General features: G+C 71.3%; 22 protein-coding genes and 1 riboswitch. Of the genes, 11 read left to right on the plus strand and 11 right to left on the minus strand.

The features are described 5' to 3' along the window. Positions 1–79: 79 nt before the first annotated feature. Positions 80–2347, minus strand: coding sequence for a 2-oxoglutarate dehydrogenase, E2 component, dihydrolipoamide succinyltransferase (gene sucB / locus ACH0BZ_RS08205; RefSeq protein WP_406897627.1), 2268 nt, complete (start codon positions 2345–2347; stop codon positions 80–82). Positions 2348–2674: 327 nt separating this feature from the next. On the opposite strand from sucB, the gene ACH0BZ_RS08210 reads away from it, so the two are divergent. Continuing rightward, a complete protein-coding gene (locus ACH0BZ_RS08210; protein ID WP_406897629.1) occupies positions 2675–3040 on the plus strand; it encodes an oxidoreductase in 366 nt (121 codons plus the stop codon). Between the two features lie 15 nt (positions 3041–3055). On the opposite strand, the gene ACH0BZ_RS08215 is transcribed toward ACH0BZ_RS08210, so the two are convergent. Then, complete coding sequence (locus tag ACH0BZ_RS08215) at positions 3056–4594, minus strand: leucyl aminopeptidase (protein ID WP_406897630.1); 1539 nt, start codon at positions 4592–4594, stop codon at positions 3056–3058. 150 nt (positions 4595–4744) lie between these two features. Here ACH0BZ_RS08215 and gcvT point away from each other — a divergent pair, with 150 nt between their 5' ends. Both gcvT and ACH0BZ_RS08225 read left to right on the plus strand, forming a co-directional pair. Continuing rightward, the gene (gcvT, locus tag ACH0BZ_RS08220; protein ID WP_406897631.1) at positions 4745–5857 is read left to right on the plus strand and encodes a glycine cleavage system aminomethyltransferase GcvT; all 1113 of its coding nucleotides are present in this window, start codon (positions 4745–4747) and stop codon (positions 5855–5857) included. A 44-nt stretch (positions 5858–5901) separates the two neighbouring features. Next, positions 5902–7005, plus strand: coding sequence for a branched-chain amino acid aminotransferase (locus tag ACH0BZ_RS08225; RefSeq protein WP_406897632.1), 1104 nt, complete (start codon positions 5902–5904; stop codon positions 7003–7005). A 66-nt stretch (positions 7006–7071) separates the two neighbouring features. Here ACH0BZ_RS08225 and ACH0BZ_RS08230 read toward each other — a convergent pair whose 3' ends face one another. Genes ACH0BZ_RS08230 through ACH0BZ_RS08240 form a run of 3 tightly spaced genes read right to left on the minus strand, consistent with a single transcriptional unit; the run spans position 7072 to position 10411 of the window. After that, positions 7072–7893 (minus strand): adenosylcobinamide-GDP ribazoletransferase, encoded by an 822-nt coding sequence (locus ACH0BZ_RS08230; protein ID WP_406897633.1) that lies wholly within the window; start codon positions 7891–7893, stop codon positions 7072–7074. A 6-nt stretch (positions 7894–7899) separates the two neighbouring features. Continuing rightward, positions 7900–9681, minus strand: a complete 1782-nt coding sequence (cobT, locus tag ACH0BZ_RS08235) for a nicotinate-nucleotide--dimethylbenzimidazole phosphoribosyltransferase (protein ID WP_406897634.1) — start codon at positions 9679–9681, stop codon at positions 7900–7902. Between the two features lie 46 nt (positions 9682–9727). Then, positions 9728–10411 (minus strand): DUF3043 domain-containing protein, encoded by a 684-nt coding sequence (locus ACH0BZ_RS08240; RefSeq protein ID WP_406897636.1) that lies wholly within the window; start codon positions 10409–10411, stop codon positions 9728–9730. A 152-nt stretch (positions 10412–10563) separates the two neighbouring features. Between ACH0BZ_RS08240 and ACH0BZ_RS08245 the strand changes: the two genes are divergently transcribed. After that, positions 10564–10911, plus strand: coding sequence for a HesB/IscA family protein (locus ACH0BZ_RS08245; RefSeq protein ID WP_406897637.1), 348 nt, complete (start codon positions 10564–10566; stop codon positions 10909–10911). A gap of 77 nt (positions 10912–10988) precedes the next feature. Next, positions 10989–11966 carry a carbohydrate kinase family protein gene (locus tag ACH0BZ_RS08250; RefSeq protein WP_406897638.1) on the plus strand — a complete coding sequence of 326 codons (978 nt, stop codon included), beginning with the start codon at positions 10989–10991 and terminating at the stop codon, positions 11964–11966. Positions 11967–11988: 22 nt separating this feature from the next. Here the strand turns inward: ACH0BZ_RS08250 and asnB are convergent, their stop codons facing one another. Then, a complete protein-coding gene (gene asnB / locus ACH0BZ_RS08255) occupies positions 11989–13914 on the minus strand; it encodes an asparagine synthase (glutamine-hydrolyzing) (protein WP_406897639.1) in 1926 nt (641 codons plus the stop codon). A gap of 230 nt (positions 13915–14144) precedes the next feature. Here asnB and ACH0BZ_RS08260 point away from each other — a divergent pair, with 230 nt between their 5' ends. Both ACH0BZ_RS08260 and ACH0BZ_RS08265 read left to right on the plus strand, forming a co-directional pair. Continuing rightward, on the plus strand, positions 14145–15272 hold the full coding sequence (locus ACH0BZ_RS08260) for a cytochrome c oxidase subunit II (RefSeq protein ID WP_406897640.1): 1128 nt from the start codon (positions 14145–14147) through the stop codon (positions 15270–15272). Positions 15273–15309: 37 nt separating this feature from the next. Next, positions 15310–15726: a cytochrome c oxidase subunit 4 gene (locus ACH0BZ_RS08265; RefSeq protein WP_406897641.1), complete on the plus strand. Its 417-nt coding sequence runs from the start codon at positions 15310–15312 to the stop codon at positions 15724–15726. Between the two features lie 742 nt (positions 15727–16468). On the opposite strand, the gene ACH0BZ_RS08270 is transcribed toward ACH0BZ_RS08265, so the two are convergent. From ACH0BZ_RS08270 to ACH0BZ_RS08285, 4 genes are read right to left on the minus strand one after another with little or no spacing between them, the layout of a single operon-like run. Continuing rightward, positions 16469–18094 (minus strand): cytochrome bc complex cytochrome b subunit, encoded by a 1626-nt coding sequence (locus tag ACH0BZ_RS08270; RefSeq protein WP_406897642.1) that lies wholly within the window; start codon positions 18092–18094, stop codon positions 16469–16471. Continuing rightward, complete coding sequence (locus tag ACH0BZ_RS08275) at positions 18091–19284, minus strand: ubiquinol-cytochrome c reductase iron-sulfur subunit (RefSeq protein ID WP_406897643.1); 1194 nt, start codon at positions 19282–19284, stop codon at positions 18091–18093. Before ACH0BZ_RS08275 ends, ACH0BZ_RS08270 begins: the two co-directional genes overlap by 4 nt. Beyond that, on the minus strand, positions 19281–20165 hold the full coding sequence (locus ACH0BZ_RS08280; protein ID WP_406897644.1) for a c-type cytochrome: 885 nt from the start codon (positions 20163–20165) through the stop codon (positions 19281–19283). The genes ACH0BZ_RS08275 and ACH0BZ_RS08280 overlap by 4 nt, the downstream gene beginning before the upstream one ends. A gap of 57 nt (positions 20166–20222) precedes the next feature. Further along, positions 20223–20834, minus strand: a complete 612-nt coding sequence (locus tag ACH0BZ_RS08285) for a heme-copper oxidase subunit III (protein WP_406897645.1) — start codon at positions 20832–20834, stop codon at positions 20223–20225. A 289-nt stretch (positions 20835–21123) separates the two neighbouring features. Here ACH0BZ_RS08285 and trpD point away from each other — a divergent pair, with 289 nt between their 5' ends. Continuing rightward, positions 21124–22188 carry an anthranilate phosphoribosyltransferase gene (trpD, locus tag ACH0BZ_RS08290; protein ID WP_406897646.1) on the plus strand — a complete coding sequence of 355 codons (1065 nt, stop codon included), beginning with the start codon at positions 21124–21126 and terminating at the stop codon, positions 22186–22188. Positions 22189–22193: 5 nt separating this feature from the next. Here trpD and ACH0BZ_RS08295 read toward each other — a convergent pair whose 3' ends face one another. Next, on the minus strand, positions 22194–23849 hold the full coding sequence (locus tag ACH0BZ_RS08295) for a DEDD exonuclease domain-containing protein (RefSeq protein ID WP_406897647.1): 1656 nt from the start codon (positions 23847–23849) through the stop codon (positions 22194–22196). Positions 23850–23995: 146 nt separating this feature from the next. On the opposite strand from ACH0BZ_RS08295, the gene ACH0BZ_RS08300 reads away from it, so the two are divergent. The 3 genes from ACH0BZ_RS08300 to ACH0BZ_RS08310 all read left to right on the plus strand — a co-directional run bounded on the left by ACH0BZ_RS08300 (position 23996) and on the right by ACH0BZ_RS08310 (position 26288). After that, entirely contained in the window at positions 23996–24214 is a 219-nt protein-coding gene (locus ACH0BZ_RS08300) for a hypothetical protein (RefSeq protein WP_406897648.1), read from the plus strand. Positions 24215–24294: 80 nt separating this feature from the next. Next, a riboswitch (cyclic di-AMP (ydaO/yuaA leader) is annotated at positions 24295–24448 on the plus strand. Between the two features lie 13 nt (positions 24449–24461). Then, positions 24462–25064 carry a C40 family peptidase gene (locus ACH0BZ_RS08305; RefSeq protein ID WP_406897649.1) on the plus strand — a complete coding sequence of 201 codons (603 nt, stop codon included), beginning with the start codon at positions 24462–24464 and terminating at the stop codon, positions 25062–25064. Positions 25065–25214: 150 nt separating this feature from the next. Beyond that, positions 25215–26288 carry an NlpC/P60 family protein gene (locus tag ACH0BZ_RS08310; protein ID WP_406897651.1) on the plus strand — a complete coding sequence of 358 codons (1074 nt, stop codon included), beginning with the start codon at positions 25215–25217 and terminating at the stop codon, positions 26286–26288. Positions 26289–26313: the final 25 nt, after the last annotated feature.

A 26313-nucleotide genomic window follows, 5' to 3' on the forward strand; every position in this document is an offset into this window, starting at 1 on the left:
AGAGTAGGCGCGGGTCAGGGATGACGACGACGGGCGCCCTCCGCAGGGGAGGACGCCCGTCGCGTGGCGTACGTCGTGACTACAGCCCGAGGTCGCCCTCGAACTCCGCCTTCTGCAGCCGGTCCTTGACCGTGGTGAGGAAGCGGCCGGCGTCGGCGCCGTCGATGAGGCGGTGATCGTAGGTCAGCGGGATGTAGCCCATCGACCGGATGGCGATCGCCTCGCCGTCGTCGTCGGAGTCCACCACCGGGCGCCGCACGATCGCGCCGGTGCCGAGCATCGCCGCCTGCGGCGGCACGAGGATCGGCGTGTCGAACAGCGCGCCCTCGCTGCCGATGTTGGTGATGGTGAACGTGCCGCCCGACAGGTCATTGGGCGTGAGCTTGGACGCCCGCGCCCGCTCGGCCAGGTCGATGATCGCCTTGGCCAGGGCCGGGATGTCCATGTCCTGCGCGTCCTTGATGACCGGCGAGAGCAGGCCCTTCTCGGTGTCCACCGCGATGCCGAGATTCACCGACTCGTGGTAGGTGATCTCGCCCGCCTCCTCGTCGAATGACGCGTTGACGTTCGGGTGCGAGACCAGGGCCTCCACCACGGCCTTCGCATAGAACGGCAGGTACGTCAGCTTGACGTCGTGCTTCTCGGCGAACTGCTCCTTGACCTCGGCCCGCAACTGGGCCACTCGGGTCATGTCCACCTCGAAGACCTGCGTGAGCTGGGCGCTCTGCTGCAGCGACTCGCGGGTCTTCTGCGCCGTGATCTTGCGGATCCGGTTGGCCTTCTGGGTGGTGCCGCGCAGCTCGGCGAGCTCGGGACGGACCCCGGCGCTCGACGGGCCGCCGGAGGCCTTCGTCTCCGCGGCGGGGGCCTCGGCGCCGGACCCGGCGCCCTCGCCCTTGGCCGCGGCGAGGACGTCCTGCTTGCGGATGCGACCACCGATACCGGTGCCCTTGACCGTCTCCAGGTCCACGCCGTGCTCCTGCGCGAGCTTGCGCACGAGCGGGGTGACGTAGGGAGTCGTGCCCGCCTTGGCGGCCGCCGCGGGCTCGGCCCGCTTCGGGATGACCTCCGACGACTCGTCCTTCGCGGGCTTCTTCTCGGACTTCTCGGCAGTCCTGGCGTCCGCCTTCTCCGCGGCCTTCTTCTCGGCATCCGGGGTCTTGCCGGACGCGTCGTCCTGCTCGTCGGCGTCTGAGGCGTCCGCGGCGTCGCCCTCGGCCTGCTTGTCCGCATCGTCCGGGCGGGCCTCCTCGGCTTCCTCGGGGGTGCCCTCGTCCTCGGGCTCGGCTGCGTCGTCGTCATCGGCGGAGGTGCCGGCGTCGGACTCGTCGCCGATGACGGCGAGCTTAGCGCCGACCTCGACGGTCTCGTCCTCCTCGGCGACGATCTCCAGCAGGGTGCCGGCGACGGGGGAGGGGATCTCGGTGTCGACCTTGTCGGTGGAGACCTCGACCAGGGGTTCGTCGAGCTCGACGGTGTCGCCGACCTTCTTGAGCCAGCTGGTGATGGTGCCCTCGGTGACGGACTCGCCGAGCTCGGGCATGGACACGTCGGTGCCGCCGCCGGAGGACTTCTTCTTGGGCTTCGGCTTCTCCTCGGCCTCGTCGACCGTGTCGTCGGAGGACTTGTCCTCGGACGCCTCGATGGCCTCCTCCGAGGGTGCGCCCTCGTCGTCGGTGGCCGCGTCGTCGTCATCGTCGGAGCCGTCGGCGTCGGACTCGTCGCCGATGACGGCGAGCTTGGCGCCGACCTCGACGGTCTCGTCCTCCTCGGCGACGATCTCCAGCAGGGTGCCGGCGACGGGGGAGGGGATCTCGGTGTCGACCTTGTCGGTGGAGACCTCGACCAGGGGTTCGTCGAGCTCGACGGTGTCGCCGACCTTCTTGAGCCAGCTGGTGATGGTGCCCTCGGTGACGGACTCGCCGAGCTCGGGCATGGACACGTCGGTGCCGCCGCCGGAGGACTTCTTCTTCTTGGGCTTCGGCTTCTCCTCCGCCTCGTCGTCCGAGTCGTCCTCGTCCTCGTCATCAGCCGAGTCGTCGGCGTCGTCCTCGGCCGAGTCGTCGGCGTCGTCGTCCTCGTCGTCGGAATCGTCCGAGTCGCCGTCGGAGCCGTCGTCGATCAGGGCGAGCTCGCCGCCGATCTCGACGGTCTCGTCCTCCTCCGCGATGATCTTCTTGAGCGTGCCCGCGGCGGGCGACGGGATCTCGGTGTCGACCTTGTCGGTGGAGACCTCGAGCAAGGGCTCGTCGACCTCGACCGTGTCCCCCTCCTTCTTGAGCCAGCGGGTGACGGTGCCCTCGCTGACGGATTCACCGAGAGCCGGCATCTGTACGGAGAAGGCCATGGTGTCGTGACTCCTCGAGAGTTCTCGGACGCTGCCGGGGGACGCGGTCCGCGCCCGCTCGTGGCGGCGTCGTGGGTGGGTGCTTGAAACTGTTCGTCTACTACGGTGACCGGCCGACGGGATCGCGGTGGCGCCCCGCCGGGACGATCGCTGCCCATTGTGCCCTCTGCCACTGTCGAGTGTCGGACGGACGCACCGATCCGGCCACCGGACCCGGGCGCGGGGAGCACGACGGCCGTGACATCGATGCAGTTGGCGCCCGGTACGATCGACGACCTGAACGCCTCCTCACCCCGGACGGGGGCGGACCGACGAGGAGGTACAGGGGTGGCGATCCGCGATCTCTTCCGGCGGCGCCGCCCGCGCGTGCCCGCCGACCCGGCCGACCTCGACCACCTCCGCCGCTGGTGCGTCACACGGGTCGGGATCGAGGCGTTCCTCGAACCGGAGACGCTCGTGTCGGTTCCCGGACTGTGCCTCGTGGCCTTCGACGGCGAGTGGACCCGGCGGCCCGTGGGCGACGTCGCCACCGCCCGGAAGGTCGCCGACGAGCTCGGCCTGCCCCTGTACGACGTCCTCGAGACGGGCTACCCCCAGCGGATGCGGGACTTCGAGGAGGGGCGCCGTGCCGTCGAACGTCGCGAGCGGCGTGAGCGCCTGCGGGAGCAGATGCGCGAGGCCGACGGCCGGTAGCCCCAGCCCGGGGTATCAGCTCGCGGCGATGTCCTCGAGCACCGCGAGCATCGTGCGGACCGGTACGCCGGTCGCGCCCTTGGGCAGGTAGCCGTCGGCGCCACCGTCGTTGTAGGCCGGGCCGGCCACGTCGATGTGCGCCCACTCCACACCGTCGGCCACGAACTCGGAGAGGAACAGCCCCGCCGAGAGCATGCCGCCCCAGCGGTGCGGGGTGACGTTGGTGAGGTCGGCGACCTCCGAGTCCAGGCCGTCGCGCAGCTCCTCCGGCAGTGGCATGGGCCAACCGCCCTCCCCGACCTCCCGGCTCAGCTCGGCCACGCGGTCACGGAAGTCCTCGGTGCCCATGACGCCCGGGGTCTTCTTGCCCAGCGCCACCATCTGCGCCCCGGTGAGCGTGGCGGTGTCGATGAGGTGGCTCGGGGAGTCCTCGCAGGCGCGGACGATCGCGTCGGCCAGGATGAGCCGACCCTCGGCGTCGGTGTTCTGCACCTCGACGGTGGTGCCGCCGTACATGGTGAGCACGTCGCCCGGACGGTAGGCGGTGGCCGACGGCATGTTCTCGGCCATGGGGACGGTGGCGATCACCGTGAGATCCAGGCCGAGCCGCGCGGCGAGGATCACGGTGGCCACGACCGCCGCCGCCCCGCCCATGTCCATGGTCATCTGCTCCATGCCGGCGGCCGGCTTGATGGAGATGCCGCCGGTGTCAAAGGTGACGCCCTTGCCCACGAGCGCGACCGGCGGGCGGCCCTCGCCGCCGCGGTGGGTGAGCCGGACCAGGCGCGGCGGGCGCGAGGAACCGCCGCCCACGGCGAGGATGCCGCCGAAGCCACCGTCGGCCAGCGCCGCCTCGTCGAGGACCTCCACCTCGAGGCCCGCGCCGGCCCCGAGCTCGGCGGCGCGGTCGGCGAAGGAGCCTGGAAAGAGCAGGTTGGGCGGGGTGTTGACGAAGTCGCGGGCCAGGCCCACACAGTCGGCGATCACCGCGGCGCGGTCCACGGCCGTCGCGGCGGCGGAATCGGCCACGAGGATGCGCAGGGTGTCCGTCGTCGCCTCCTCGTCCTTCGCGGTGACCTTGGCCGGGCGGAAGGAGCCGAGGCCGGCACCGAGCGCGACCGCCTCGGCGCGGTCGGTGTCGAGGGCGACGAGGGCAGTCCCCAGCCCGCGGCACGCGCGCGCAGCCGCCCCCGCGGCGCGGCGCAGCGTCTCGTCGGTGCGCTCGTCGTCGTCCTTCCCCAATCCCACCAGCATCACCGAGGCGCCCGGGACGCTGTCCGCGGCGGGGATCCGGGTGGTGGCGCCGACCGTGGTCGAGGCGGCGACGGCCGACGCGGCGGCGGCCACGGCGCCGGTCGCCTCCCCGGACAGGCCGGGGGCGACGACGACGAGGTCGGGCCCCGCCCCGGCGCCGCGACCGCCGGCCTCGCCGTCATCCCCCGTCGACGCCGCGCAGACGCCCACCACCACGACGTCGGACTCGACAGGCGTGGTGACCGCCTCCAGGGCGGCGAGGTCCGGGGTGCGGGAGAGGATCGACTGCGCGGTCGGCATGGAGCGCTCCTGGGGTCGCGGTGACGGGTCACGCCCGGTGCGCCGGGTCCGGCGACTGGCGCGAGGGCACCACAGTCTATCGACTACCGTGGGAGGGAACGATCGGGCGACGCGGCCGGGGTCCGCGGCCGCGTGCGAGGAGAGGACGACATGACCGAGACCGGAGATCTCCACGAGGGGCCGCTGCACTCCCGTCACGTCGAGGCCGGGGCCACCTTCGCACCCTTCGGCGGCTGGTCCATGCCCGTCCAGTACACGGGCACCGTCGCCGAGCACACCGCCACCCGCACCGCCGTGGGGCTGTTCGACGTGAGCCACCTCGGCAAGGCCCTCGTCTCCGGGCCCGGCGCCGCCGCCTTCGTCAACTCCTGCCTGACCAACGACCTCGACAAGATCGCCGCGGGCAGCGCCCAGTACACCCTGTGCTGCGACGAGAACGGGGGCGTCATCGACGACCTCATCCAGTACCGGGTGTCCAGCGACGAGGTGTTCCTCATCCCCAACGCCGCCAACACCGCCGAGGTCGTGCGCCTGCTGCAGGCCGCGGCCGCCGAACGCGCCCCGGAGGTCACGGTGACCGACGAGCACCGCTCCCGCGCGGTGATCGCCGTCCAGGGCCCGCGGTCCGGCGAGGTGCTCGAGGCGCTGGGGCTGCCCACCGACCTCGACTACATGGCCTTCGTCGATGCCGACTGGAACGGGCACACCGTGCGGATCTGCCGCACCGGCTACACCGGCGAGTACGGCTTCGAGGTCCTGCCCGCCTGGGAGGAGGCGGGCCCGCTGTGGGACGCCCTCGCCGAGCAGGTCCTCGCCCGCGAGGGCGCCCTCTGCGGCCTCGGTGCCCGCGATTCCCTGCGCATGGAGGCGGGCTACCCGCTGCACGGCCAGGAGCTGTCGGTGGACCTCGACCCGCTCGAGGCCCGCTGCGGCTGGGCGATCGGCTGGGACAAGCCCTCGTTCTGGGGCCGGGACGAGCTGCTGCGCCGCAAGGAGGCGGGACCGGCTCGGCGGATGTACGCACTCGAGGTCACCGGCCGTGGTGTACTCCGAGCCGGGCAGACCGTCCGGGCGGGGGGCCGCGACGTCGGCGTCACCAGCTCCGGGACGTTCTCGCCCACGCTGAGGACCGGGATCGCGCTGGCGTTCGTGGCCACGGACGCGGGAGTGAAGAAGGACGACGAGGTGGTCGTCGACGTCCGTGGACGAGACGTCGTCTGCCGACTCGCGGTACCCCCGCTCGTGCAGATCCGCACCAAGTAGCCGGGCCCACACGGCTCCCGTACCGCTCGCCACGAGGAGAGAACATGTCCGACACCGCAGCGCGCTTCGCCGTCCACCCCTCCGCCTCGCCGCGGACCCCCGAGGAGCGCGAAGCGATCCTCGCCGCTCCCGGCTTCGGCAAGTACTTCACCGACCACATGGTCACCATCCCGTATGCCGGCGGCGAGTGGGGTACCCCGACCGTCGAGGCGTACGGGCCGCTCACACTGGACCCGTCGGCCGTGGTGCTGCACTACTCGCAGACCATCTTCGAAGGCCTCAAGGCCTACCGGCAGGCCGACGACTCCATCGCGTCGTTCCGGCCGGAGGCCAACGCTGCACGCTTCAACCGCTCGGCGCAGCGGCTGGCCATGCCGGAGCTACCGGAGGAGCTGTTCCTGGAGTCGCTGCGGCAGCTCATCGCGATCGACCGCGACTGGGTTCCCGCCGCCGGCGGCGAGGAGTCGCTTTATCTGCGGCCGTTCATGATCGCCACCGAGACCGGCCTCGGCGTCCGGCCCGCCGACGAGTACCTCTTCGCGGTGATCGCCTCGCCCGCCGGCGCCTACTTCTCGCGTGGTGTGGCGCCCGTGAGCGTGTGGCTGAGCACCGAGTACGTGCGCGCCAGCCCGGGCGGCACCGGCGCCGCCAAGTTCGGCGGCAACTACGCGGCCTCACTGCTGGCCCAGCAACAGGCCGCAGACCAGGGCTGCGACCAGGTGGTGTGGCTCGACGCGATCGAGCGCCGCTACGTCGAGGAGATGGGCGGGATGAACCTGTTCTTCGTCCTCGGCAGCGGCGCCGACGCCGAGATCGTCACCCCCGAACTGTCCGGCTCGCTGCTGCCGGGCGTCACCCGCGACAGCCTGCTCAAGGTGGCGGCGAACCTCGGCTACCCCGTCTCCGAGCGGCGGATCGACGTGGACGAGTGGGAGTCCGGCGTGGCCGACGGCACGATCACCGAAGTGTTCGCCTGTGGCACCGCCGCCGTGATCACCCCGGTCGGTTCGGTCAAGCACGCCAGCGGCGGATACACGATCGACGACGGCGCGCCCGGCGAGGTCACCATGCGCCTGCGCGAGACCCTCACCGGGATCCAGCGCGGCTCCGTCGAGGACCCGTTCGGCTGGATGACCACCCTCGGCTGAGCCCCCGACCGCCGTCCGGCGCCCCGCCGATATCCGTGGTGGGGAGTGTGGACCAGGCGGTTGGGGTCAGATGAGGAGCACGGCCGCGACGAGTGCCGCCGCGGTGCCCGCCTCGATGGTCGCGCCCAGTACGTCGCCACCGATGCCGCCGAATCGGCGGACAGCGTGACGGGCGAACCCGGCCGCCGCCGCGTAGACCGCCAGGCCGAACGCGGCCCCCACGGCCGGTGCACACCACCCGGACACCGCCCACCACCCGGACACCGCCGCGTCGCCCACCGCGTCGACCGCTGCCGGCCCGCCCACCGCGAGTGCCGCGCCGGCCAGCGTCGCGAGCACGCCCAGGACCAGCACCGCGGCCCGCGACTGCGAACCCGCGAGCAGCGCGCCGAACCCTGTGGTCGAGGAGGCGGGAACCCCTCGTCGCAGTTGAACGGCCGGCAGGCAGCGGGGCAGCACGAGCGCCGCGACCGGGGCCACCCACGCGCCGGCCTCGGCTAACGCCCCGAGGGCGGCGACCTCGGCGAGCAGCACCATGACGAGCACGGCCGCGCCCATCGGGCCGATCGAGCCGGAGCGCATGATCTCGCGGGCCCTCTCGGGTCCGGCGTAGGAACCGAGGCCGTCGGCGGTGTCGGCGAGCGCGTCCATGTGCATGCCGCGGGTGAGTGCCAGCACGGCCGCGATCCCGGCCACCCCGGCCAGCAGCGGCTCGGAACCCAGCGCGAGCATGCCGTGCGCCACGCCGGTCGCGACAAGCCCGCACAGGAGCCCCACCAGGGGGAGGACGGTCATGGCCCGGCCGGCGGTGCGAGGGTCCGGTGTGTCGCGCAGGCCCATGGGCAGGACCGTCATCCACGCGACGGCCAGCCGGACGGCGGAGAGCACCGCGCGTCAGTCCTTGTCGCTGACCCCGGCGTCGGCGAAGGTCGCCATCTCCCCGAGGATCGCGACGGCGGCGTGGACGGTGGGGAGCGCGGCCACCGCGCCGCTGCCCTCGCCGAGCCGCATCGAGTGCTCGAGGATCGGCTCGAGCGAGAGATAGGTCAGGGCCGCCGAGTGGCAGGGCTCGGCGCTGCGGTGTCCGGCCGCCCACCACTGGCGGGAGCCGGGGGCGAGGAACTCGGCGAGCAGTGCCGCCGACGTGACGACCGCGCCGTCGAGGAGGCAGGGAGTGCGCCGCTGGGCGGCCTGGGCGAGGAAGCCGGCCATGGCCGCGATGTCGGCTCCGGACGCGCGACGCAGCAGCGCCACGGGATTGCGCAGGTCATCGGAGCAGCGGAACATCGCGTCGCGGATGGCGGCGGTCTTGCGCATCCACCCCTCGTCGTCGATGCCCGTGCCGCGGCCCACGAGCTCGACCGGTTCGCGGCCCGTGACGAGGCAGGTCAGAACGGTGGCGGGGGTGGTGTTGCCGATGCCCAGGTCGCCGGCGATGAGCAGGTCCGCCCCGCCGTCGACCTCCTCGTCGGCGATCCGGCGCCCGGCCGCGATCGCGGCGCGGACCTCGTCCTCGGTCAGCGCGTCCTCGCGGTCGATGGACCCGCTGGAGCGGCGGACCTTGTGGTCGTCGAGCCCGCCCGGGACCTCGTCGGCCATCGCGAGGTCGGCCACGCGGACCGTGGCCCCGGCCGCGCGCGCCAGCACGGAGACGGCGGCACCGCCGCCCACGATGTTGCCCGCCATCTGCAGGGTCACCTCCTGCGGATAGGCGGACACGCCGCCGGCGGCCACGCCGTGGTCGCCGGCGAACACCACGACCCGCGCCCGCTCCAGCGGCCGCGGCGGGCACGTCTCCTGGCACGACGCGATCCACACGCCGAGCTCCTCGAGCCGGCCCAGCGAGCCTGCCGGCTTGGTCAGGGTGAGCTGGCGGGCACGCGCCTCGTCGGCGACGGAGTGCGATGGGCCTTGGACGGGTTCAAAAGCGACCGGGTCGTCGTAGTACCGCACGTCGTCGAGCCCGCGGAAACCGCCGGCCGGGGGATCGGCGGGCGCGGCGTCCCGGCCGGTCCCGCGGGAGGTGGGCGCGGCCGCGCCCTCGTCGTCGTCCTCCGGAGCCGCCGGGCTCGTCGTCGTTGAGGACACCGTCGCCGCTGCAACCGGGGCGGTCGCGATGGCCGCGGAGCCCCCGGTGCCGGAGCCGGAGCCGGAGGCCCCGAGGGGCAGGACCCGGCCGGCGACGACGAGGACCGCGTCGCCACAGGCGTCGGCCATCCTCCGGTTGAGCGTGCCGAGCAGGTCGCCGAAGACACGACCCGAGAGCGTGTCCGGGACCACGCCCAGCCCGACCTCGGGGGAGACCAGGACGAGCGACCCCGGGTGGTGGGCCACCGCCTCCACGAGGGCGTCGAGCTCCGCGGCGAGCCCGTGGCCGCCGTCGGTCCAGCCGAGCGTCGCGTCGAGACGAGCGGTGAGCCAGCCCCCCAGGTCGTCGACAAGGACCGTCGCGTCCGGGTGCTCCCGCAGGACCCGCGCCAGCTCGGTGGTCTCCTCGGTCACCCAGTCGGCGGGCCGGCGGTCGCGGTGCGCGGCGATGCGGTCGGCCATCTCGGCGTCGGCGTCATCCCGGCGCGCGGTCGCCACATAGACCACCGGCGCGCCGGCGGCGGCGGCCACGGCCTCCGCGTGAGCGGATTTACCCGAGCGGGTGCCGCCGAGGACGAGCAGGCGCATGGTGTCAGTGGCCTTTCGGGGTGTCGGGGAAACGGGGCGCGTGGGGTCAGATCATGTCGCCGGGGCGGACCCGCGGGCGCGGGGTGCGGAGCATGCGGGGCTGGGTGGCGCGCATGACCGCGTAGAAGCCCAGGCCGAAGCCGGTGTCCTCGGTGTCCGGGAACCGCTCGCGGACCGCCCTGTTGACCGAGCGGCCGAGCAGGACGCCGTCCACGACGATCACCGCGATGAGGATGAGGAACAGCGTCTGGCTGTACATCATGAGCGTGGGGTCCGGGATGAGCTGGAACACGATGACGAACAGTGCCAACGGCATGAACCAGTTGATGAGGCGCCGGTGGGTGTCCACCCAGTCGCGCGTGTACCGGCGGACCTCGCCGCGGTCCCGGGAGAGCACGTAGCGGTCGTCACCGTCCAGCATGAGCTGGCGCCGCTCCTCGCGGGCCGCCCGCAACTCGGCGCGGTGCGCCTTGCGCTCCTCCTTGGACATGCCGGCCTCGGCCGCCTTCTTGCGCTCCTTGGCCTCCCTGCGCGTCATCGGCGCCGTCACCGGGCCGGTATGCAGGCCCCGGGCGCGCTCCTGGTCGCGGCGCTTGGGGGTGGGCTTGCCCTTGCCCGCCGGGCGCTTCGGATCGACGGTCGACTCCGGGGCGGGGGCGGGCGTGGCCGCCCGGTCCTCCGGATCCTCGCCGGGCCGATCGTTCCTGGAGCCGAATGCGCGCAACTTCACGCACCCAGGCTAGGCGATGCCGTTGGGTGGCGGACATCCAGCCCGCGCGCGACGAGGGCGTACCGTGGAGCGGGAATAGAGGACGCCCGTCGGGGCGTTGCACCCCTCAGACGACCACCGACCCGTCTGTGACACCGCAAGGAGAACCGCTCATGACCACTGCAGAGAACACCGCCACCGGTGTGGTGCTCACCGACGCCGCGGCCTCCAAGGCCAAGGCGCTCCTCGAACAGGAGGGGCGCGACGACCTCTCGCTGCGCATCGCCGTCCAGCCCGGCGGCTGCGCGGGCCTGCGCTACCAGCTGTTCTTCGACGACCGCACGCTCGACGGCGACGTCGTGGACGAGTTCGGCGGCGTCAAGCTGGCCGTGGACCGCATGAGCGTGCCGTACCTCACCGGCGCGTCGATCGACTTCGTGGACACCATCGAGAAGCAGGGCTTCACGATCGACAACCCGCAGGCCACCGGCTCCTGCGCCTGTGGCGACTCGTTCAACTGACCTCCGGCGGGGACGCCCCCGCGCACCGACGACCCGGGCCGATCGACGACCGGCCCGGGGCGTCTACTGTCTGGGGCATGCCCGTCGTCATCACCGGATCCATCGCCACCGATCACCTCATGACCTTCTCCGGTCGGTTCTCCGAGCAGCTCCTGCCCGACCAGCTGGCCCACGTGTCGCTGAGCTTCCTCGTGGACTCGCTGCAGATCCGCCGGGGTGGGGTGGGAGGCAACATCGCCTTCGCCCTCGGCGTGCTTGGGCGGGCCCCGCACCTCGTGGGCGCCGCCGGCGAGGACTTCGCCGACTACCGCGCCTGGCTCGAGGAGCACGGCGTGGACTGCTCGGCCGTGCACATCAGTACCGCCATGCACACCGCCCGGTTCGTGTGCACCACCGACTCGGACATGGCGCAGCTCGCCTCCTTCTACCCCGGGGCGATGGGGGAGGCCGCCACCATCTCGCTCGCCAGCCTCGTCGAGCGCATCGGGCGTCCCGAGATCGTGCTCGTGGGCGCCAACGACCCCACGGCCATGCACTCGCACACCGCCGAGTGCCGCGAGCTCGGGCTCGACTTCGCCGCCGACCCCTCCCAGCAGCTCGCCTTTCTCGACGGCGAGGCCGCCAAGGCCCTCGTCGACGGCGCCCGCTACCTCTTCACCAACGAGTACGAGTACGAGCTGCTGCTCACCAAGACCGGCTGGACGGCGGAGGAGCTGGACGCCCGGGTCGGCACGCGGATCACCACCCGCGGCGGCAAGGGGGTCGTCATCGTGGAGCAGGGCGCGGAGCCCCTCGAGGTGGGCATCGTGCCGTCGGAAAACCTCCTCGACCCCACCGGCGTGGGGGATGCGTTCCGTGCCGGCTTCCTCACCGGCGTCCTGGACGGGCTCTCCCTGGAGCGTTCAGCGCAGTTCGGTGCCGTGGTGGCGACCCTCGTCCTGGAGACGACGGGCACGCAGGAGTGGGAGCTCGACGTGCCCGCGATGCGGCGCCGGCTCACCGACGCCTACGGGGCCGAGGCCGCACAGGAGATCGTGGCCGTCCTGCCCGGCTGAGGCCTGGGGGGCGTCCGGAGCCTCAGAGCCGGACCGGGTACTCGCGCTGCTCGATGCGGGGGGTGATCCGCCCCTCGACGAAGATGCCGTGCCAGATCATGAAGCACAGCATGGTCCAGATGCGGCGGCTGTGATCGGAGTCGCCGCGCCGGTGCTCGTCGAGCATTCGCAGGACGGCGGCCTTGTCCACGAACTCGTCCGTCCCCGACGCCGCGACGTGCTCGCGGGCCCAGTCGTGCAGCTCCGGACCGGCTAGCCAGTGGCGGGTCGGCACCGGGAAGCCCAGCTTGCGGCGGTGCAGCACGTGCGCCGGGACGATCCGTTCCATGGCCTGGCGCAGCGCGTACTTGGTGGTGCCGTGGGCGATTTTCTCCGAGTGCGGCAAACGCCGCGCGACCTCGAAGACCTCTCGGTCCAGGAAGGGCACGCGCAGCTCGAGGGAGTTGGCCATGGTGATCTTGTCCGCCTTGACCAGGATGTCGCCCCGCAGCCACGTGAACAGGTCCAGGTGCTGCATCCGGGCCACGGGGTCCCAGCCGCGTGAGCGCTCGTAGATGGGCCCGGTGACGTCCTGGTGCCCCCACTCGGGCCGGTAGTCGCGGAGCACAGAGCGCACCTGCTCCTCGGAAAAGGAGCGGGCGTTGCCGTAGTAGCGGTCCTCGAGGGTGAGCGAGCCCCGGTGGAGCAGGCTCTTGCCCCGCATCCCCTCGGGCAGGCGGGTGCTGGCCCGGCCGAGTGCGCGGCGCAGCGCCCCCGGCACCCTCTCGAACGCGGCGAGCGAGAGCGGCTCCTTGTAGATGGTGTAGCCACCGAACAACTCGTCCGCGCCCTCGCCGGACAGGACCACCTTGACGTGCTTGCGGGCCTCGGCCGCCACGAAGTACAGGGGGACGAGCGCCGGGTCGGCCACCGGCTCGTCGAGGTACCAGATGATCTCCGGGATCGCGGCGGCGAACTCCTCGGGGGAGACCACCTTGACGATGTGCTCGACCCCGATCGCGGCGGCCGACTCGGCGGCCACGTCGATCTCCGAGTAGCCCTCCCGCTCGAAGCCGGTGGTGAAGGTCAGCAGGTTCTCGTTGTGCCGGCGGGCCAGGGCGGCGATCGCCGTGGAGTCGATGCCGCCGGAGAGGAAGGACCCCACCGTGACGTCGGCGCGCATGTGCTTGGCCACCGAGTCCTCGAGCGCGGCCGCGATCTGGTCGTAGCGCTTCTCCGCCTCGCCGTCGGCCACCGGCACCACCGGGAACGTGGGCTCGAAGTAGCGCTCGACCACCGGTGCGGCGCCAGGGGAGAGGGTGGCGTGGCACCCGGACTCGAGGCGCCGGACGCCGCGGGTCAGTGTCTCGTCCTCCGGGACGTACTGGAGGGTGACGTAGTGCTGGAGGGCGCGGGTGTCGATCGAGGTGTCGACGGCGAGGACGTCGACGAGCTCCAGGAGCGACTTCTTCTCGCTCGCGACGGCCGTGCCCCCGGGGCCCGACGCCATGTAGAGCGGCTTGATGCCGAACGGGTCGCGCGCCACGAACAGAGTGCGCTCGACCGTGTCCCAGATCGCGAAGGCGAACATTCCCCGCAGCCGCCGGGCCACGCCGGCCCCCCAGTGGTGGAAGCCCACGAGGATCGGCTCGCCGTCACCCTCCGTCGTGAACCGGGCGCCGAACTCCCGCTGCAGCTCCTCACGGAGCTCGAGGTAGTTGTAGATCTCGCCGTTGAACGTCATGACGTAGCGGTCGGGGTGTTCCGGCGGGCCCCAGTGCAGCGGCTGGTGCGAGTGGGCGATGTCGATGATCGACAACCGGTTGAAGCCGAACGCGACGTCGTCGTCAACCCACGTCCCCACCTCGTCGGGTCCCCGGTGCCGCTGGCACCCCATGGCCGACAGGATCCTCGGCTCGAGGCCCCGCGCGGAGCCGTCGGGGGTGAGCAGACCAAGCAGGCCACACATGCGTCGGGTACCTCATCGATCATCGGTCGGGGGTGGGGTCGGACACGCTTGTCGCGGGTCGCGGTGCGTGGCGAATACTACTGGTGTCGACGTTCCCCACCACTCCGCCCGACGGCGAGGGGGGAACTTCGGTGAATTGCCGGTACCCGCGGCCCGCAAACTGAGAGCCGTGGTCTACTCTTCTTAGGTGTCCCGGCCACGTGGCCGGAGCCGCTGATCAGGAAGGCGTGATGGTGGAACAGCGTGACGGGCGTCGACGGACGCGCAGGGCTGCACTCGCGGTGTCTCTCGGCACTCTCGGCTTGTTCTTGTCCGGGTGCACTCTGCCCAGCCTCCACACCGAGAACAAGTGGTGGAACCAGACCATGAACTTCGGATTCCCGGAGGGCATCACGCCCGAGGGCATCGCGATCCGTGAGTTCTGGACGCTGACGGTGGTCACGTCGCTGATCGTCGGCTTCTTCGTGTGGGGCCTGATCTTCTGGTCGATGGCCTTCCACCGCAAGAAGAAGGGCGACGAGGAGTTCCCGCGGCAGACCGGGTACAACGTCCCGCTCGAGCTGGTCTACACCGCCGTGCCGTTCGTGATCATCTCGGTGCTCTTCTACTTCACCGTTCTCACCCAGAACAAGGCTCTGCACCTGGCCCCCGAGGACCAGGTCGGGGTCAAGGTGGACGTGACCGCCTACCAGTGGAACTGGAAGTTCGGCTACAACCGCGTCAACAACGTCGGGGGCGTGACCATCGAGGACGGCACGAACCACGAGGCGCAGCGCGCCGCGGAAGAGGCCGGTGTCCTCTCCGACGAGCAGCGCGAGGCGCTCGGCCACCACGGTGAGCCCGCGGCCGGCGGTCCGATCCACGGCCGTCTCGCCGAGGACAAGTCGTTCCTCTACTACAACAACATCGAGACCGTCGGCACCTCCGAGGAGGTCCCGGTCCTGGTGGTGCCCACCGACACGCGGATCGAGTTCCGGCTCGCGTCCGCGGACGTGGTCCACTCCTTCTGGATCCCAGAGTTCATCTACAAGCTGGACGTGATGCCGCACCCCGGCCAAAACCAGCAGCTGAGCATGTTCCAGGTCGAGCGGATCGAGCGTGAGGGCGCGTTCGTCGGCCGCTGTGCCGAGATGTGCGGCACCTACCACGCGATGATGAACTTCGAACTCCGCGCGGTGTCCCCGGAGGACTTCGGTCGCTACATCGAGTTCCGCCAGGACAACCCGACGGCGACCAACGCCGAGGCTCTCGAGGCCATCGGCCAGGACCCGTACGCCACGTCCACCGCCCCGTTCAAGACGGGCCGTGGCGACACTCGTGACACGAACAACATCATCGAGAACGCATCCGCCAACTGATGCCTCTCCCCGGTAGCACGCGAAGGACTCCAGCACGATGAGCGCAACCACGAAGATCTTCGACGGTCTGTTCATATTCCTCGCCGTCGTCGCGGTCGGCTACGCCTACTCGACGGGGCGCTCGCGCACCGACGTCGAGTGGGTGGGTACCACGGCGCTGGTCCTCACCGCGGGCCTGTGCCTCCTGGTGGGCGGCTACCTCCGGTTCGTCGGACGCCGCATCAACACCCTGCCCGAGGACTACGAGATGGCAGAGGTCTCGGACGGAGCGGGCGAGTTGGGCTTCTTCAGCCCGCACAGCTTCTGGCCCTTCCTCCTCGCCTCCGCCATTTTCGTGCTGGGCTTCGGCGCGGCGTTCTGGAACTGGTGGGTGATCATCGGCGGCGCTGTGGCGATCATCATCACCGCCAGTGGCCTGGTGTTCGAATACCACTGGGGTCGCGAGAAGCACTGACCCCCACGGTCTCTCCGGGAGGCCCCCACCGCGCTGCCCGCGGTGGGGGCCTCCCCGTTTCTGGTCCAGGAGCTGGGGGCTCGGCGGTCCCGGGGGCTGGGCGGTCCCGGGGAACTCGGCCGGCTGGGCCCGGTGGCGTCCAGCAGGTGCTCGTGTCGCCCCGTGCTCCGTGACACCCGCGTTAGAGGGGGCCAGAACGCCCGTGGAGCGCCTGCGGACCCATGTATGGGCCCCTTTCCTCGCCGGTGCCGCCACCTGACGGCTGAGGACGTCAGAGAGCCGTGCGGCCCTCGCCCACCGGCGGCGTGCCCTTGCGACGGGACGTGCCGTTTGGGCCACGGCGTCGTCGGGGCCGGCACGTGCTCGAGCAGATGCTCGTGGGGCGCGGACGTCGCCACTGATCGCGTACGTCTGCCCTGGCGCGCGCCGGAGCAGATGTACGTGAACAGTGGCGGGGCCGGCGGCGGGCAGTGACCCACGCCGGCAACGGCGTCGGCATCGGCAACGGCCGTGGTCAGATTCTCGACCTCGCCCGGGTGCAGTGGTGGCGATGCGGGCCGCTCGGGTTGCGAAGAGCACACGAACCGCGAGGGACGCAGGCCGCGCGAACCGACACGGGCGCTCGGAGCTGGTGGTGCGGGCTCGACGCGGCAGGGTATCCGAGCGCGCCGGAGGCGAAATGGACCGCGGGCCGGATCTCCGAGTGGAGATCCGGCCCGCGGTCGGCGCGTGAGCCGGTGGATCAGTGCTCGTCGCGCGAGTGGAGCGAGCGGTTCTCCTCCTGCAGCGTGCGGAGCATTGAGGACTCCTCGCTGTGGCCACTGTGCTCGGCGTCCTCGAGTCGGCGAGCCTCATCGGCCGGGTCGGCGGTGAACATGCCGCGGATCGGGCGACCGGCGGCACCGAGCTGGTTGGCCTTGGTCGGGACCTTGGCACCGGCGTACTCGAGCGGGATGGCGTGACCGTCGTCGTCCATGCCGCCGAGCGGCTGGTGGACCTCGATGAACTCACCCTGCGGCATGCGCATGATGATGCCGGTCTCGATGCCGTGCTCCAGCACCTCGCGGTCGGCGCGCTGGAGACCCAGGCACAGCCGGTAGGTGAAGAAGTACGCCAGCGGCGGCACAAGGATCAGGCCGATGCGGCCGGCCCACGTGGTGGCGTTGAGCGAGATGTTGAAGTGGTACGCGATGAGGTCGTTGGAACCCATCAGCACGAGGATCACGTAGAACGAGATCGCCATGACACCGGCCGCCGTACGCACTGGGACGTCGCGCGGACGCTGCAGCAGGTTGTGGTGCGCCTTGTCGCCGGTGAGCTTGGCCTCGATCTGCGGGTAGGCGAACATCAGTACGACCATGGCGCCGAGCATCACGGCCACCCAGAGGACCGCGGGGATTGTGTACGGGCCCAGGTAGAGCTCCCATGCCGGCATGACACGTGCGCCGCCCTCCGTCCACAGCATGTACCAGTCCGGCTGTGAACCGGCGGAGATGTGTGACGGGTTGTACGGCCCGAGATTCCAGATCGCGTTGATCGTGAACACGCCCGAGAAGAGCATGAGCATGCCGACCGTGATCGCGCCGAAGGCGATGGACTTGACGGCGAAGACCGGGAGGATCCGGACGCCCACGACGTTGTTCTCGGTCCGGCCGGGGCCGGGGAACTGCGTGTGCTTCTGGTACCAGACCAGGGCGAGGTGCGCTGCGATGAGCGCGAGGATGATCGCCGGGATGATGAGCACGTGCAGGACGTAGAACCGCGGGATCATGAGGTCGCCGGGGAAGTCGCCGCCGAAGATCATCCAGTGCATCCAGGTGCCGATCACCGGGAGGCCCACGACGATGCCGGAGGTGATCCGGAGACCGGTGCCCGAGAGGACGTCGTCCGGCAGGCCGTAGCCGAGGAAGCCCTCGACGATGCCCAGGAGCAGCAGCACGCAGCCGATGGTCCAGTTGGCCTCACGCGGCTTGCGGAACGCGCCCGTGAAGAAGATGCGCAGCATGTGGACCACCATGGAGGCCACGAACAGCAGGGCCGCCCAGTGGTGGATCTGACGGACGAACAGGCCACCGCGGACCTCGAACGAGAGGTTCAGGGCCGTCTCGTAGGCGCGTGAGATCTCGATGCCGTTGAGCGGGGCGTAGGCACCCTGGTAGATCACCTTCGACATCGACGGGTCGAAGAACAGGGTGAGGTAGACACCCGAGATCAGCAGGATGATGAAGCTGTACAGCGCGATCTCGCCCAGGAGGAAGGACCAGTGCGTCGGAAAGACCTTGTTGATCTGCCGGCGCATGCCCTTGGCCATCGTGTACCGCGAGTCGAGCTCGTTGCCGATCGCGGCGAGTTTGGTGTTGTTGCTCATGAACGACGCTCCCAGTAGGCAGGTCCGACCGGCTCGATGAAGTCGCCGTTGGCGACGAGGTAGCCCTCGCTGTCCACCGCGATGGGCAGCTGCGGAAGCGCACGCGCGGCGGGGCCGAAGATCGGCTTCGCGTACTCGAGCGCGTCGAACTGCGACTGGTGGCACGGGCAGAGGAAGCGATGCGTCTGCTGCTCGTAGAGCGAGGTGGGGCAGGCGAGGTGCGTGCAGATCTTCGAGAAGGCGTACAGGTCGCCGTAGTTGAAGTTCTCCTGGCCCTTGCGCTTGATGACCCGCGCCGCGTCCTCGGGACGGAAGCGGATGAGCATGACCGAGTTGCGGACGCCGTGGATCGAGTGCATGTGCTCCTCGAAGTTGCCCAGGGCGCTCTCGGGGAGCGGGAACACGGACTCGAGGCCACCGGCGGCCAGGTCCTCGACGCGGATGCGCTCGAGGCGGCCCTCGCCGGCCGGCGGGTGCCCGTCGGGGTAGACCTTTCCGGTGTCGCGACCGAGGTAGACCTTCTCGGCGGGCATACCGTCGGGACGGTTGTCGGAGGCGAGGGTCCAGCCGGTGGTGTGGAGTGTGCCGTCACCCGCGACGTTGAGGTCGTGCTGCGGCTTCCACGGGTTCTTGATCATGCCGCCGAGCGGGATGATCGCGGAGAGGCCGATGAGGCCCACCCCGGCGCCGAGCATGCCGCCCATGACCTTGCGGCGACCGAGCGTCGAGGTGTTCCAGGCGTCGTTGAGCTCGGCAGCGATGGTCCGCTTGTCGATGTCCTCGGAGGCGCCGTCGTGACGCGTCTGGACCGAGATCTCCTCGGGGATGAACTTCTTGGTGAACTGCACCGCGCCGAAGCCGAGGAACAGGATCGACAGGCCGATCGTGATGCCCAGCAGAGGGGTGTAGGCCATGTAGAGCCAGTGGCCGTCCTCTCCCTCGCCCTTGTACTCCCAGGGCCAGAAGATGTAGATGACGGTAAAGGCGAGCGCCAGAAGGGCCGCCAGCGTGAACCAGATGGTCACGGTGGCCGCGGCTCGCTTCTCGGCGCGCGTGGTCTCGCCCTCGGGCCAGCGGTTCTTGCGGAACTTGACGTCCACCTCGTCGAGCTGCGTACCCAGGGTGACGAGCTCGGCGTCGCTCATCCGGTCCAGGTCCGCGGGGGACGGGTTCTTGGGGGTCTCACTCATGAACGGGATCCGATCCACAGGGTCGCACCGATGAGGGCGACGATGCCGACAAGCCACATGGCCGCACCTTCGGTGACGGGGCCGAGGCCGCCGAGCGTGTAGCCGCCGGGCGAAACCTTGGAGTCCGTGTCCTTGATGAAGGCGATGATGTCCTTTTTCTCGTCAGGCGTGAGCTGACGGTCCGAGAACTTGGGCATGTTCTGCGGGCCGGTGAGCATGGCCTGGTAGATCTCCTGCTCGTTGGCAGGATCGAGAATCGGGGCGTACTTGCCGGCCGAGAGGGCGCCGCCGCGGCCGGTGAAGTTGTGGCAGGACGCGCAGTTGAGGCGGAACAGCTCCGAGCCGCGCGCGATGTCCTCGGCGCGGGCCTCCCCCGAGGCGCCGCGGAGCGACTCCTGGGCGATCGAACCGTCCTCGTCGTGGATGATCTCCGAGCCGCCGCCGTGGGCGTCCACGTAGGCCGCGAGCGCGAGCGTCTGGTGCTCGCTGAAGCGGGGCTTCTTGCGGGCCGCCTGCGCCTCGTTGATGGCCATCGGCATCCGGCCGGAGTTGACCTGGAAGTAGGTGGCGCCGGCGCCCATGCCGACGAGCGACGGGCCGCGGTCCTCGACGCCCTGCAGGTTCTGGCCGTGACACGTGATGCAGGCGACGTCGTAAAGGGCCTTGCCCTCGGCGACGAGCGCCGCGTTGTCCTCGTTCGCGGTGGCGACCTGCGGGTCGGGCACCACGGCGGTGGCGATGGCGCCGGCGCCGAGCAGGCCGGCGGCGATGACGAGCGCTCCGGTGGCCTTGCGACGACGCTTGGTCGAGACCCAGCGCTCGGGAGCCCCAGCGGGCTCCGGCGCCGGGCTGTCCGCGGCGGGCTGGTGAGGTGTGTTCATTGGTGAGTTCCCTTTGGTGTTGGGACCTGCTGGACGCGGCGTCCTGCGGCCAGCTGACTACTGGATGAAGTAGATGACGACGAAGAGGCCGATCCAGACAACGTCAACGAAGTGCCAGTAGTACGACACGACGATCGCGGCGGTTGCCTGTGCCGGCGTGAACCGGGACATCGTGGTGCGCATGATGAGCACCACGAAGGCGATGACGCCCGCGAGGACGTGGAGTCCGTGGAAGCCGGTGGTGATGAAGAAGACCGAGCCGTAGACGCTCGAGGAGATGGTCGTCCCCTCGAGATAGAGCATGACGTACTCGTACACCTGCCCGATGAGGAACACCGTGCCCATGAGGGCGGAGATGGCGTACCAGCGGCGGAGCCCGAACACGTCGCCCTGCTCGGCGGCGAACACGCCCAGCTGACAGGTGAACGACGATGCCACGAGGATCGTCGTGATCGTCAGCGCGAACGGGACGTTGAGGTGCGTCGGATACGAGGGCCAGTCACCCCCCGAGTTCGCCTTGGAGACGAAGTACATCGCGAAGAGACCCGCGAAGAACATCAGCTCCTGGGACAACCAGATGATGGTGCCCACACTGACCATGTTCGGCCGGTTCAGCGAATGAACACGCTGGGCCATGGCCGATCCTGAATTTCCAACTGCGCTCGTCACGAGGGCAAGTATGTCCCAGGTGGGGTGCCCAGTCAGCACGGACCCCCGATTTCGGCGTGTCCCGATCGCGTTTCCGCAGGTCGTCCGAGAAGACAGCTGTCGTCGGGTGGCCATATACACCCCAAGCAGGGGCTATCAGGGCGCTCTCAGCCTGTCCGCGGGGGCGTCCGGGGTGCGTCCTGAGGGGGTTCCCCCGGCGGCGGGTGCGGCGCTGGTGGCACGATTGGCCACACGCGGACCGTCGGACCCCGGCGGTCCGCCGATCCAATCGGGAGAGAGGGCGTGACCTGTGGGGAGTTCGGCGGCGTTCGACTGGGACGGGTCGTGGCCCGACGTGCTCGGTGACCTCACCGCGGGTGAGGACCTGGAGCCGGAAGCCGCCGGGTGGGCGATGGCCCAGATCATGGAGGGGACGGCGACCGACGCGCAGGTCGCCGCGTTCGGCGTGGCGCTCAAGATGAAGGGGGTCACTGGCCCCGAACTCGATGCGCTGTCCTCGACGATGCTCGCCTACTCCCGCCGCGTCCCCACCGCGAGGTCGTGCGTGGACATCGTGGGCACCGGCGGTGACAGGCAGGGGACGGTCAACATCTCCACCATGTCCTCGCTCGTGGTCAGTGCCTGCGGGGTCCCCGTGGTCAAGCACGGCAACCGGGCGGCTTCGTCGAAGAGTGGGGGAGCGGACGTGCTGGAGGCTCTCGGTGTGACCATCGACCTCGGTCCCGAGGAGGTGGCCCGCTGCGTCGAGGAGATCGGGGTGGCGTTCTGCTTCGCCCCCGTGTTCCACCCGGCCCTGCGCTTCGCCGCCGCCCCGCGACGGGAAATCGGCATCCCCACCGTCTTCAACATCCTCGGACCGCTCACCAATCCGGCCGCGCCTGCGGCGAACCTCATCGGCTGTGCCTTCGAGGACCTCATGTGGGTGATGGCCGAGGTGTTCGCGCTTCGGGGCCGGTCGGCGCTCGTGGTGAGGGGGGCTGACGGGCTGGACGAGATCACGCTCACCGGCCCCACGCGGGTCCTGCGGGTGGCGGACGGCCGGATCGAGGAGGACGAGGTCCGTCCCCAGGACTTCGGGATGGCCCCGTGTTCGATCGAGGAGCTCCGCGGCGGGGACGGCATCCACAACGCGGGCGTGGCGCGGGAGTTGCTCGCCGGGTCCACGGGGCCGGTGCGGGACGCGGTGCTCCTCAACTCGGCCGCCGCGCTGGTGGCCTTCGACAAGCTCGAGCACGGTGAGGACCTTGTCGAGGCGATGCGGGCGGCGATCGACCGGGCGGCGGCGGCCATCGACGGTGGCGACGCGGCCCGGCTGCTCGAGGCGTGGATGGGGTTCAGCGCGACCGCCGGCTAGCGACGTCACCGGGCCCGGCGCGGCCACTCCCGGGTTCGGGCCTCCCCGGGCCGTGAGACAGCGGCGTCCGCTGCGGCCTGCTCGGCGCACCCGGCCCACCCCTCGAGTGCGTGGGCTCCGTCGCGGCCCATCGTCCACGCTCCGTCGACCGCGACGATGCGCGTGGGTGCCGAGTCGATCCACCGGTGCACGGCGGCCACCTGGGCGGTGGTCGCGCCGGCGAGGGGGCCGTCGCCGGGCACGACGGTGGCGGCTCCGGCCCGCAATGCGTCGATGACCGGCATCGGGGCCGCGCCGGCCGGTACCGACCCGGAGGCGGCGAGGCGTCCGTGGCGGATCACGGCCACCGCCCACGACCGACGCGGCCCGGCCTGCGCCAGGACGAGCTCCGGCAGCGCCGCGGTGGCGGCGAGTGCCTGGTGCCGGGCGAGGAGCCGGACGAGTGCGGCCACCCGGTCCCGGAGGCGGGCGGCCCGCTCGAACGCCCCGCGGGACGCGAGGGCGTCCACCTCGGAGACCAGGGCGCGCAGCGCCGAGGAGTCGGTGCCCCCGGCCAGGGCGTCCCAGCGCTCCCGCGATCGCGGGGGGTCGGGCAGCGCCATGAGGTCGGACCAGGCCTCGCGGGCGTCGTCCGCGCGTCGGAACGGCCCCACGGCTCCGGAGCCCCCGGGGGTCCGCGTGACCCGCGGCCGAGCGGAGCCGTCGGGGGCCGAATCGAGCCACCAGCCGCGACGCGGGCTCCGGGACCGCCGGTTGTACGGCGGCTGGAGAGCGTCGATGAGCTGTTCCTCGACGGTCCACGCCTCGAGCATGTGCGCGCAGGGGACGGCGTCGACCGTGGTCGCCAGTCCGACCATCGTGCGCATGCGCCCGCGCGTGTCGCCGCCGGAGTAGTAGGAGCGGGCGCGGCGGCGCACGTCGGTGGACGACCCGACGTACAGCGGGCCCCCGGCCGCGTCGCGGAACACGTAGACACCCGGCCCGCGGTGCAGGCCGTCGGTGAGGGCGGCGCGGCGGCGGACGTCGGGGGAGAGGCGGGCGTCGTAGGCGCGGAGTTCGGAGACGGTCGCCACCCCGCAGTCCCCGACCCGGGCGATGAGGGCGTGGAGGACGTCGACCGTGGCGCGGGCGTCCGCGAGCGCGCGGTGTGTGGGCTGCACTGTGGCGCCGAGGTGGGCCGCGAGGTCGGCGAGGCGGTGGCTGCGGGTCTCGCCGGAGTGGAGGATGCGGCGGGCGAGCGCGAGCGTGCACAGCGACACCGGATCGGGCCAGGCGAGGTCGACGGCGGCCGCGGCGGCACGGAGGAACCCGAGGTCGAACCGGGCGTTGTGCGCCACGAGGACCGCCCCGCGGGAGAATTCGAGGAAGGTCGACATCACCTCGCCGAGGGAGGGGGCGCCGTGCAGGTCCTCGGGAGCGATGCCGGTGAGTCGGCTGACGTGGGCGGGGAGGGTGCCGTCGATGGCGACGAAGGTGGACAGCTCGGCCTGGACCTCTCCGCCGCACACCCTGATCGCACCGACCTCGGTGATCTCGTCGGTGCCCGGCCGTGTCCCGGTGGTCTCGAGGTCGACGACGACGAAGGTCACCTGCGACAGGTCGGGTTCGAGTTCGTCGAACGCGACCTGGATCCCCACGGGGTCGGCGGTGGCGTAGTGCATGCCCGGGACGGTAGCCCGTGCCTCCGACAGGGTTCCGCCGCCGCACGGGGGATGTCGTAGCCGGACCGTAGGGTCCGCGGCAGGGCCGCAAATCGCGGAACGGTAACGAACGGGCAACACGCCCGGGATGGGATGTGACATAGATCATGCTCTCGATCGACTGCTCCCGTTGTCCACGAGCGCTGCACGGCTGCGACGATTGCCTCATCGACGTCCTCGGTGCGGAAAATGTCCCGGTAGAAGCGCCGGAAGCGGACTCATGTGGGTATGTCCTGGCGCCGGAGATCCGGTCCGCGATCGAGGTGCTCCGGGCGGCCGGGCTGCTCTCGGAGGTCGAGATCGTGGGGGTCCAGGGCGCTGCCTGACGTGGCAACTGGACATCGACGAGACGGTTTCGTAACCTTTTCGAGACCTCGGAAGTCATCGCCCGCCCACCGGTGGGGAGCCGGGGTCACCACCTAAGAGTCGAGAGGCTCGCCGGGGAACCACGTTCCACTGGGGTGAATCGCCGACAGGGCCGCCAGGTCACGGTCGGCGTAGGACAGCCTTGCGTGTCCGAACCCGTCAGCTAACCCGGTCGGTGTCGCCAGGAAGAAAGAGGATTCGTCTCTCGTGGGAGCCCACAGCATCAAGACCAGCTCGAACGGTCGTCGTGTCGCCGCGGCCGGCATGCTCGCCGCCGGTGCCGCCGTTGCCGCCGCCGGTACCGCGACCGCCGCGCCCGTGACGGTGGATGTCCCCGCCGAGCTCCGCCTGCCGGGTGTGCCGAACAAGGTCACCGTCGACGTCCCCGAGGGCATCGCCCTCCCGCCCGGCCTGCAGCAGGCCGCTGCCCCCGTCGAGTTCGCCAACCCGGCACCGCAGGTCTCCACCGGCCAGCGCATCCTCGACGCCGCCAAGACCCGCGTGGGCTCGCCCTACGTGTGGGGCGCCACCGGTCCCAACTCCTTCGACTGCTCCGGCCTGACGTCGTGGGCGTACAAGGAGGTGGGCATCTCCATTCCGCGCACCAGCCAGGCCCAGATCGGCGGCGGCACCCCGGTCGCCAAGTCGGACCTGCAGCCCGGTGACATCGTGGCCTTCTACAGCGGCGCCACCCACGTCGGCATCTACGCCGGCAACGGCCAGGTCGTCCACGCGCCCTACTCCGGTACGAGCGTGAGCTACGCGCCGGTCGACTCGATGCCGTTCTACGGCGCCACCCGCTACTACTGAGTCGCGGCTCCGAGCACCTATCCCGGCACCCCGCCGACGCCCGGTCACGAACCGGGTGTCGGCGGGGTCCGCTGTCTGTAGACTCGTGCTCCGTGCGGCACCCCCACGCCGCGTCGTCGTCCCCCTGAGTACTCATCCGAAGGTCCCGCCGTGTCCCTGACCCGTCCGTTCCGCGCGGCCGCCGGCACCGTCGCCGTCGCGGCCGTCCTCTCTGTGGGGAGCGCCCCCGTCAGCGCCCAGCCCGCCGCGCCCGGCCCCGGGGACGTCGCGGCCGTCGCGGACCAGCCCGCCACCGGCGAAGCGGGTGAGGATCTCGCCGAGCTGAGCCGCCTCTCCGAGGAGGCCGGCGCGCTGGGCGAAGAGTTGCACCTGGCGCGGGCGGAACTCGAGCAGGCCGAGGCCGACCGCGACGCCCGTGTTCGGGCGGCGGGGGTCGCCGCCGGGCGCGCGGCACTGGCGGACCGCGCGGCGTTCCGGGACCAGTCGCTCGTCGACGACATCGCCACCATGCGCTACCGCGGGGGCGGCACCGACGGCGCCCGCGCCGCGGTCCTCGCGGACAGCCCGCGCGACCTCGTGGACCGTCTCGGGGCGCTCCAGCGGCTCACGGGCGCCACGACGAGCGCGCTCGACGCGTCCCGGCAGGCCTCGTCCGAAGCCGCCCGGTACCGGGAGGAGGCGCGGCTGGCCTCCGACGCCGCGCGCGCCGCGGCCGACGACGCCCGGGCCCGCGCCGACGAACTGGACCGCCGGTCCGAGGAGATGACGGCGCGGATCGACGAGGTCCGCAGCCGCGTCGACGCCCTGTCCGAGGCGCAGCGCGCGCTCTGGGCGGGTGGGCCCGTCATGCCGGAGGGGTACGTGGCCCCGCCGGTCGACGGGGTCAACGCCGCCGCGCTGCGGGTGGCGCTCTCGCGGCTCGGCTCGCCGTACTCGTGGGGTGCGACCGGCCCTTCGGAGTTCGACTGCTCGGGCCTCATGGTGTGGTCCTACGCGCAGGAGGGCAAGACGCTGCCGCGCTCGAGTCAGGCGCAGGCGACGGCCGGCGCCCCGGTGGCGCAGCAGGACCTGCAGCCGGGCGACCTCGTCATCTACTTTCCGGGGGCCACGCACGTCGGCATGTACGCGGGCGACGGCCTCATCGTCCACGCGCCCACCTACGGCCAGCCGGTCAAGCTCGAGCCCATGGACGTGATGCCGATCCACTCGATCCGGCGGTACTGAGCCCGGAATCCCGCGCCCGGAACCC

It is taken from the genome of Dietzia sp. 179-F 9C3 NHS (genome assembly GCF_045369825.1).
Taxonomy (GTDB): domain Bacteria; phylum Actinomycetota; class Actinomycetes; order Mycobacteriales; family Mycobacteriaceae; genus Dietzia.

What these genes read in the sequence shown, in the direction of transcription:
- asnB (WP_406897639.1), bottom strand. Translation starts at nt 13,914, where the DNA reads ATGTGTGGCCTGCTTGGTCTGCTCACCCCCGACGGCTCCGCGCGGGGC.
- ACH0BZ_RS08275 (WP_406897643.1), bottom strand. Translation starts at nt 19,284, where the DNA reads ATGAGTGAGACCCCCAAGAACCCGTCCCCCGCGGACCTGGACCGGATG.
- cobT (WP_406897634.1), bottom strand. Translation starts at nt 9,681, where the DNA reads ATGCGCCTGCTCGTCCTCGGCGGCACCCGCTCGGGTAAATCCGCTCAC.
- ACH0BZ_RS08295 (WP_406897647.1), bottom strand. Translation starts at nt 23,849, where the DNA reads ATGCACTACGCCACCGCCGACCCCGTGGGGATCCAGGTCGCGTTCGAC.
- ACH0BZ_RS08280 (WP_406897644.1), bottom strand. Translation starts at nt 20,165, where the DNA reads ATGAACACACCTCACCAGCCCGCCGCGGACAGCCCGGCGCCGGAGCCC.
- ACH0BZ_RS08270 (WP_406897642.1), bottom strand. Translation starts at nt 18,094, where the DNA reads ATGAGCAACAACACCAAACTCGCCGCGATCGGCAACGAGCTCGACTCG.
- gcvT (WP_406897631.1), top strand. Translation starts at nt 4,745, where the DNA reads ATGACCGAGACCGGAGATCTCCACGAGGGGCCGCTGCACTCCCGTCAC.
- ACH0BZ_RS08245 (WP_406897637.1), top strand. Translation starts at nt 10,564, where the DNA reads ATGACCACTGCAGAGAACACCGCCACCGGTGTGGTGCTCACCGACGCC.
- sucB (WP_406897627.1), bottom strand. Translation starts at nt 2,347, where the DNA reads ATGGCCTTCTCCGTACAGATGCCGGCTCTCGGTGAATCCGTCAGCGAG.
- ACH0BZ_RS08260 (WP_406897640.1), top strand. Translation starts at nt 14,145, where the DNA reads ATGGTGGAACAGCGTGACGGGCGTCGACGGACGCGCAGGGCTGCACTC.
- ACH0BZ_RS08265 (WP_406897641.1), top strand. Translation starts at nt 15,310, where the DNA reads ATGAGCGCAACCACGAAGATCTTCGACGGTCTGTTCATATTCCTCGCC.
- ACH0BZ_RS08300 (WP_406897648.1), top strand. Translation starts at nt 23,996, where the DNA reads ATGCTCTCGATCGACTGCTCCCGTTGTCCACGAGCGCTGCACGGCTGC.
- ACH0BZ_RS08215 (WP_406897630.1), bottom strand. Translation starts at nt 4,594, where the DNA reads ATGCCGACCGCGCAGTCGATCCTCTCCCGCACCCCGGACCTCGCCGCC.
- ACH0BZ_RS08250 (WP_406897638.1), top strand. Translation starts at nt 10,989, where the DNA reads ATGCCCGTCGTCATCACCGGATCCATCGCCACCGATCACCTCATGACC.
- ACH0BZ_RS08225 (WP_406897632.1), top strand. Translation starts at nt 5,902, where the DNA reads ATGTCCGACACCGCAGCGCGCTTCGCCGTCCACCCCTCCGCCTCGCCG.